This is a genomic window from Bartonella sp. AC329YNZD (genome assembly GCF_042196685.1).
Classification (GTDB): Bacteria; Pseudomonadota; Alphaproteobacteria; order Rhizobiales; family Rhizobiaceae; genus Bartonella.
On sequence record NZ_JBHIQS010000012.1, the window covers coordinates 54,363 to 61,564 of the forward strand.

The following is a 7,202-nucleotide window of genomic DNA, read 5'->3' on the forward strand; positions in this document are numbered from 1 at the left end:
ATTTTATGGTTAAAGTTCGTTTTGCTCCCTCTCCAACAGGTTATATTCATATTGGCAATATCCGTATTGCACTTTTCAATTGGCTTTATGCGCAAGCGCATAAAGGAGAATTTATTTTGCGCTATGATGATACAGATGTTGAACGTTCTAAACAAGAATATATTGATGCTATTGCTGTTGACCTTGAATGGCTTGGTATTCAACCAGATTCAATTTATTACCAATCTAAGCGATTTAATCGATATGATGAAGTTGCGGAAATTCTCAAACAACGCGGGCTTCTTTATCCCTGTTATGAGACTGCAGAAGAATTAGAGCGGCGTCGTAAAATTCAGCTTTCACGCAAATTGCCTCCTATTTATAACCGTGCAGCATTAAAATTGACGGCAGAAGAGAAAAAAAGCTTTGAATCTCAAGGTCGTAAACCCCATTGGCGTTTTCTTCTTCCTAATTTTGAAAGTGATCCTTTGCAAACAAAGCGAACAGAAGTTTGCTGGAATGATGCGATAAAGGGGAAGCAGACGATTGATTTGGCTTCTCTTTCAGATCCTGTTCTTATTCGTGAAGATGGAAGCTATCTTTATACATTGCCGTCTATTGTTGATGATGTAGATATGGCTATTACGCATATTATTCGCGGGGATGATCATATTACAAATACAGGCGCTCAAATTGCTCTTTTTAAAGCTCTTAATGCAGAATTACCGGTTTTTGCTCATACCAATTTATTGGCGACAGTTTTAGGAAAAGGATTTTCAAAACGTAATAATGATCTTTCTATTCGTTCTCTACGGGAAGAAGGATTTGAATCTATAGCTGTTCAATGCCTTGCCGTTTTGATTGGGACATCGCAAAATGTGCATCCCTATCCCAATCAAGCTACGCTTTTAGAACATTTTAATTTACAAGATACGTCAAGATCCGTTGCAAAATTTGATATTGCTGATCTTCTTTCTTTGAATAGTCATCTTGTCCATGAACTAACCTATGAAGAAGTTCAAATACGACTTAAAAAACTTTCTATTGAGGGAGATAAGGCGGAATATTTCTGGAACGCGATAAGACGCAATATTGATAAAGTCAATGATGCTGTTTTGTGGTGGAAAATCATTCATGATGAACAAAATTTTGATACAGTAGCACTAGAGGATCGTGCATTTGTGCGTCAATCACTCGATTTCTTACCTGAAGGTGCTTTGAATGAGGAAAGTTGGAAAATTTGGACAACAGCATTAAAAGAAAAAACAGGTCGGAAAGGAAAGTCTTTATTTATGCCATTACGTCAAGCACTTACGGGCATGGATCATGGACCTGAAATGGGAAAGCTTTTGCAGCTTTTAGGGCGTGAAAAGGTAATAGAAAGGCTCTCTAAGAAATAAGAGAAACTTTTAAAAGGCATCTTTTATTTGCTTTATGCTTACAGAGAGTAAAGGGCGAGTCTATCTACGCGTTTTTATGAGCATGAATGCAGGAATATCATCACCAAATCCAAGGGGCGTGTAATTCTTATTTTTTCGTGAGCGTTGTTGCTCAGATGGCTTCTCCTTATTATTTGCATTTTTGATATATTCTGTTTTATTCTCTTCTGCAGATTTTTTAGTGTGAGCAACAGGCTCTCTTGGAGCAGTTTTCTTTGATGATTTTTTCTTTACAACAATATCTTCTGTTTGATCATCGGCTATTAAAGTTGAGAGATCTCCATTGAGCCATTCAATTTTTTCATTACTCATTTCCTCAATGGCATTGATATATTTTTGATCAGCTTTTGTGACAATTGTAAAAGCTTTTCCGCTACGATTTGCACGCCCTGTACGACCAATTCGATGGATATAGTCTTCAGCATGTGTAGGAACATCATAGTTAAATACGTGGCTTACGGCTGGAATATCGAGACCACGGGCAGCAACATCAGAAGCAACCAGAAGTGTAAGTTTATTATTTTTAAAATCGGCTAGGGTGTTCATACGTGAATATTGGTCCATATCCCCATGCAATGCACCTACACTAAAGTTATATTTAATGAGTGATCTAAGAAGTTCAGAGATATCCCTCTTGCGATTACAGAAAATAATAGCATTTTGAAGCTCGGCACCTTCATTTTGGATAAGTTCTCGTAGAACTGCTCTTTTGTCCCATGATTTATTTCCAGATTTAACAAGCCGTTGTGTAATTGTGGTCGCTGTTGAGGAAGCTTTTGTAACTTCAACAGATACCGGAGCATGTAAAAATTGTTTCGTTAGTTTTGTAATTTCTGGTGCCATTGTTGCAGAAAAGAACAAAGTTTGACGCGTAAAAGGTGTTAGTTTACAGATGCGTTCGATATCAGGAATAAAGCCCATGTCCAACATGCGATCAGCTTCATCAATAACAAGGATTTCAACGCCCATCAGGAGCAATTTACCGCGCTCGAAATGATCAAGAAGGCGCCCTGGTGTTGCTATAAGAACATCAGCTCCTCGTTCAAGTTTGCGATCTTGGAGTTCAAAAGATACCCCACCAATCAAAAGAGCAACATTTAAACGATGATTTATTCCGTATTTATCAAAATTTTCTTCAACTTGAGCTGCAATTTCTCTTGTTGGTTCTAAGATGAGCGTACGGGGCATTCGTGCTCTTGCACGACCTTTTTCAAGGAGAGTGAGCATAGGCAATACGAAAGAGGCGGTTTTACCTGTTCCCGTTTGAGCGATTCCTAGAACGTCTTTTCTTTGAAGGACGTGAGGAATTGTTTCACTTTGAATAGGTGTTGGAGCTGTATATCCCGCTGATTTTACGGCGTTAACAACCTTTGCGGAAAGACCTAAATCATCAAAACTGTTTAAAGATGGTATCATTTTTTTATCAATTGCTCTGTGATTTTAATTTCGCTATCTAAATGATGAGTATAACCAATATCCCCCACTCTTAAAGAGTTTTAAGATGCTTTCACAAAAAAACTAACTATAACAACCATATACACATAAAACGCACAATACAATCATTAATAGCGAAATTGTTCTGATAAAATGCGTTCATCCCATGAATGATTTGAGTCAAAAAGGATTGAAGCTGTTACTTCTGTTGCCATTGAAATAGTAACTGAATGGACAGATTTAACTTCAACATTATCAGCAGCAGCGTTAACAGGGCGTTTGTCAGGTTCAAGCATATCAAAGCGCACTGTTACTGTATTAGGAAGCAATGCTCCATGCCAACGTCGAGGACGAAAAGGACTAACGGGAGTAAGAGCCATAAGGGGGGCCATAAGGGGTAAAATAGGTCCTTGTGCTGATAAATTATAAGCGGTTGATCCTGCTGGTGTAGCGACGAGGACACCATCACAATTTAATTGTTCCATGCGCACGTTGTTATCAATGGTGATACGAATTTTTGCTGCTTGATAAGATTGCCGAAAGAGAGATACTTCATTAATTGCAAGAGCTTCAATAGATTCTTGACATTCAGCTTTTGCAATCATGCGCAGGGGATGGATTTCTTTTCTATGAGCGACAGCAATACGATTAGGTAATTTTTTTTCATGAAATTCATTCATAAGAAATCCTACAGAACCTTGATTCATGCCATAAATGGGTTTGCCTGTATTCATGACGTCCCGTACGGTTTGTAACATTGTCCCATCACCACCGATTGCAACAACAATATCAGTTTCTTCCAGAGAAGAATGACCATAAACGGAAATTAATTTATGGGTAGCTTTGAGAGCTTCCTCAGTTTCTGCGGAAACAAAATGAAAGCGACTTGGTAATGTAATCATTTAGAAATTATCCTGATACTTACAGTTTATATTGTAACTTATTTTTTGAAAGTTTTGAAGTTGTAATAAAAGCTCTTTTAATAATAAAAGGAGTGTTGAAGACAAAAAAGTTCTTTCAAGGTAAAATATCATTAAAAAGTAAAAGGAATGCGTCGTTAGATAAATTACAAACGAGTAATTTTTTTATTAGAATGGTAATTTAGCATTGAAGCTAAGAGTATGATTAGTTAAAAGACCATAACTGATTTTAATAATCGGTGTGGAGCACCCGTAGCTCAGCTGGATAGAGCGCTGCCCTCCGAAGGCAGAGGTCACAGATTCGAATTCTGTCGGGTGCACCAAACTTTTCAATTTCATATCATCCTAAATAACAACATTCTCCAAAAAGAAGCAGACTTCCTCTTTATGAAAATGGTCATTTGAGTTGTTCATTAAGTTTTTTAGCGAATAAGTAAATGATTTTAAGAGAAGTAAAATTTTACAGTTGCATATATAATTTTTCGCTTAGTCATTTTGAACATCGAGATAAAAAAGCAAGATTATCTAAATGTGCTTTCAATTTAACTATAAATATTTATAATATAAAAATACATATTAATTCAATATGTTATTGTACAACTGATCTGGCGATGTTGATAGTAGATCGCTAAATATATTGTTCTGGTCATTAAAATAGATAGTTCAATCCGCTTTTATTCTTAGAGCTATGCTGAGATGAAACGCCGATGAGAAATACCACCAGTTAAGGAAATAATAATCGTTAAGATTTGAATTGTTTCAAAATCGCTGTGGTTTTTACATAAGGCTTTGTACTAAGTTGGAAGAGTTGAGATTAGATAAGAATACGCGATAATTCATTGTTCTTATAGTTATTTACCATTCAGTGCGCGTTTTATCAAAATCTATTTTGACACTTAAAATTGCAAAAATCGGAATTTAGGGAAAAATTTAGAACTGATGACCCGTGTCAGCAAAGCTGGGATTTACGAACAGTATTTAAAAGCTTTTAGCATTTATGCTGCCAAAGCGGCTATGGCTTTTGATATGAATGGGGGATTAGATTGGTGAATGCTTTGCCAGATTGCGCAATGTCTTCAAACTAAATCAAGTTCAGATCACAATGAAATTGCGTGTGAAGGAAATAGAAAATCAAAGGTGCACCTTGCACTTTGGGTGGGAGAGAGGAATAGGGATAACTTGACCAAATTGCTTAAACGTTTCTCTCTTTAATAATATATCTGAATAATGTGCTTGGGACATGGAAAAATTTTCAGTCAATTTACTCTAGAAGAGATGAACACATCTTATATACGCTTTTTCTCAAATAATGTGACTCCGGCTCAAGAACTTATCATCTCAAATTGCGACCTTTAAGAGAAAAAAATAAAGACGTATTAAAGAGATTTTAAATGATCTTTGAAAGGTCTTTGAAGATTTTTAAAAAGTCTGTGAAAGCCCAGAAAACCGCCTTTGAAGACCCTTTGAAAAAAACAATCTAAAAGTTCAATTGACTCCAAAATCAACCCAAAATGACAAAAAAAGCAAAAAAGATTTTCACCTATTGATGGTTATCTATTTTTAGAGGCAATATATAATTGTAAATCAAATAGTTATGTAATTTTTCTAATGTAAAAAGATTTTCATATCGATTTTTCATATTTAAAGGGGCATTAAGTCGTATCTTGTGTAGTTACTATGTGTAGTTACTAGATGTGTATTTTCAGCCTCTATTTGACGCTTTAAATGCAGTTTTAAAAGAGGTAAAATAAGCTCTACTTCTTCGCTATCTTTGATGTCTTGAACAAGCTCTTGCAGTTTTCCATAAAGTTCCGCCGCGAGTTCCGCTATATCTTCAGGAGGGAGTTTTATATTTGCATCGCGATAGGTTGTATAAGCTATGCGACCAAGCTTTTTCATGAGACCAGCAGGAATGGTGGGTGCTTTAAAACCAGCTGCTTTCGCCTTTGCCATGTCACTAAGCATTTCGCCTTCACCTAATGACGGAAACGCATGAAAAAGAGACAGATAAAATAATGGAAAACATAATACGTAAACAAGAAGATTTAATTCAAACACAAAAAGATTTAATGGAAAAAATTAACCGCTTTTGAGACTATTCTCCTCGAGTGGCAGTAAAAAGCTGGGCCAAAAAATAGTTTCAAGTATTTTCTCTGCATGATTTGATGAAGTGTGTTCAATGATAAAGATTGGTGTGCTTACGATATCTGGTTTTAGGTGGCGAACTGTGAAAGAAAATTCTGTTTCTTCAGATGCATCTAAATTAAAAAAATCGAAGATCTCCTGTGTTTTTAAATCTGCTACAAAAAGACTTTTTAAGGGTATATACTTTTCATTTTCTGGTTCTAAATGCATTGGATATCTTCCCAAAAGAGCACCTTTATCAAACGCAAATGGGTTTTCGTTATATAACCGAAAATTATTTATTCTCATTGTTTGCTCTGTAGGATTTTTTATGATGCCATTTACCTCTATGAAGAAGTCTTTGTCATATTTGTATGCTGTTGACTCTTTCATAGTAACCTTCAACTTTGGACCTAAGTCTCGTATTTGTTTTTCTGCCCATAAAATGGAGACGTGCTCTTTTGCGGCTTCAGCTTGTTTTTTTAGCTGTTCTAATTGCCTTTCTATATTGTCTAAATCTTCTTCTCGTTTTTTTGCAGATTTTTCTAAATCTTCTTGGCGGATTTTGTCAGCTTCTTTGCGGTTTTTATTTCTTAAAATAAGAGCCACTAAAAGAGATGCAATAAATGACAAAAAACCTGTAAGAAATATCTTTATCCATTCTTGCATCATAACTCCCCCCACTTTTTTAGAATCGTTGGGAGGTTACTTTTTCAAAAACATTTTTGCAAGACAGGCAATCACAACACGCTCTGTCATAGCGCACGTATAAATACGCAACAGCCTTAAGGGGGGGACTATGATCACTAATTTATATTTAATAAAAAAAGGGGATGCGCATGTCTAATGGTATGCCATGGATAAGATTCCATTTGTATGACTGGATAAGTGGTACAGATGGGATGACGTTGGAACAACGGGGCGTTTATATAACGCTTATTGTACGCATGTACGATAAAAAAGCACCAATTAAAGAAGATTTTGAAACGCTTTCACGTGCTTGCAATTGTTCGCAGAAAAAATTTGCAGCTATTGTCGAATACTTAATGAGGAATGATAAACTTGTTGAGACAGATAATGGATTGTGGAATACGCGCGTTGAAGAAGAACTAAAAGATTTTTCTGATAAAAAAGAGCACATATCGCAAGTTCGTAGTGAAGCTGGTAAAAAAGGTGCGCAAGCAAAAAATAATACAAAACAACATGTTAATAATTTTGCTGAAGCAAAAGATAAGCAAAACGTTTTTTTTGCTGAAGCAAACGACAAGCAAAATCTAGCTATAAAGAACCAGAATAAGAATAATAT

General features: G+C 35.8%; 5 protein-coding genes, 1 tRNA gene and 1 pseudogene. 3 read left to right on the forward strand and 4 right to left on the reverse strand.

Annotation, left to right across the window (positions count from 1 at the left end; all coding sequences use genetic code 11):
- Positions 1 to 5 precede the first annotated feature (5 nt).
- Entirely contained in the window at positions 6 to 1,379 is a 1,374-nt protein-coding gene (gene gltX / locus ACFIMW_RS06655; protein WP_375608552.1) for a glutamate--tRNA ligase, read from the forward strand.
- 60 nt (positions 1,380 to 1,439) lie between these two features.
- Here gltX and ACFIMW_RS06660 read toward each other — a convergent pair whose 3' ends face one another.
- A complete protein-coding gene (locus tag ACFIMW_RS06660; RefSeq protein ID WP_375608553.1) occupies positions 1,440 to 2,834 on the reverse strand; it encodes a DEAD/DEAH box helicase in 1,395 nt (464 codons plus the stop codon).
- A 146-nt stretch (positions 2,835 to 2,980) separates the two neighbouring features.
- Positions 2,981 to 3,754 carry an NAD kinase gene (locus ACFIMW_RS06665; protein ID WP_375608554.1) on the reverse strand — a complete coding sequence of 258 codons (774 nt, stop codon included), beginning with the start codon at positions 3,752 to 3,754 and terminating at the stop codon, positions 2,981 to 2,983.
- 264 nt (positions 3,755 to 4,018) lie between these two features.
- On the opposite strand from ACFIMW_RS06665, the gene ACFIMW_RS06670 reads away from it, so the two are divergent.
- Positions 4,019 to 4,095 (forward strand) — tRNA-Arg (locus tag ACFIMW_RS06670).
- Between the two features lie 1,318 nt (positions 4,096 to 5,413).
- Here ACFIMW_RS06670 and ACFIMW_RS06675 read toward each other — a convergent pair.
- Together ACFIMW_RS06675 and ACFIMW_RS06680 are read right to left on the reverse strand one after the other, a co-directional pair.
- A pseudogene (locus ACFIMW_RS06675) lies at positions 5,414 to 5,749 on the reverse strand (transcriptional regulator); the annotation flags it as partial.
- A gap of 102 nt (positions 5,750 to 5,851) precedes the next feature.
- Positions 5,852 to 6,568: a hypothetical protein gene (locus ACFIMW_RS06680; protein ID WP_375608555.1), complete on the reverse strand. Its 717-nt coding sequence runs from the start codon at positions 6,566 to 6,568 to the stop codon at positions 5,852 to 5,854.
- 167 nt (positions 6,569 to 6,735) lie between these two features.
- Between ACFIMW_RS06680 and ACFIMW_RS06685 the strand changes: the two genes are divergently transcribed.
- Positions 6,736 to 7,202 (forward strand): YdaU family protein (locus ACFIMW_RS06685; RefSeq protein ID WP_375608556.1); only part of this gene is annotated, 467 nt, incomplete at its 3' end.

What these genes read in the sequence shown, in the direction of transcription:
- ACFIMW_RS06680 (WP_375608555.1), bottom strand. Translation starts at nt 6,568, where the DNA reads ATGATGCAAGAATGGATAAAGATATTTCTTACAGGTTTTTTGTCATTT.
- gltX (WP_375608552.1), top strand. Translation starts at nt 6, where the DNA reads ATGGTTAAAGTTCGTTTTGCTCCCTCTCCAACAGGTTATATTCATATT.
- ACFIMW_RS06660 (WP_375608553.1), bottom strand. Translation starts at nt 2,834, where the DNA reads ATGATACCATCTTTAAACAGTTTTGATGATTTAGGTCTTTCCGCAAAG.
- ACFIMW_RS06665 (WP_375608554.1), bottom strand. Translation starts at nt 3,754, where the DNA reads ATGATTACATTACCAAGTCGCTTTCATTTTGTTTCCGCAGAAACTGAG.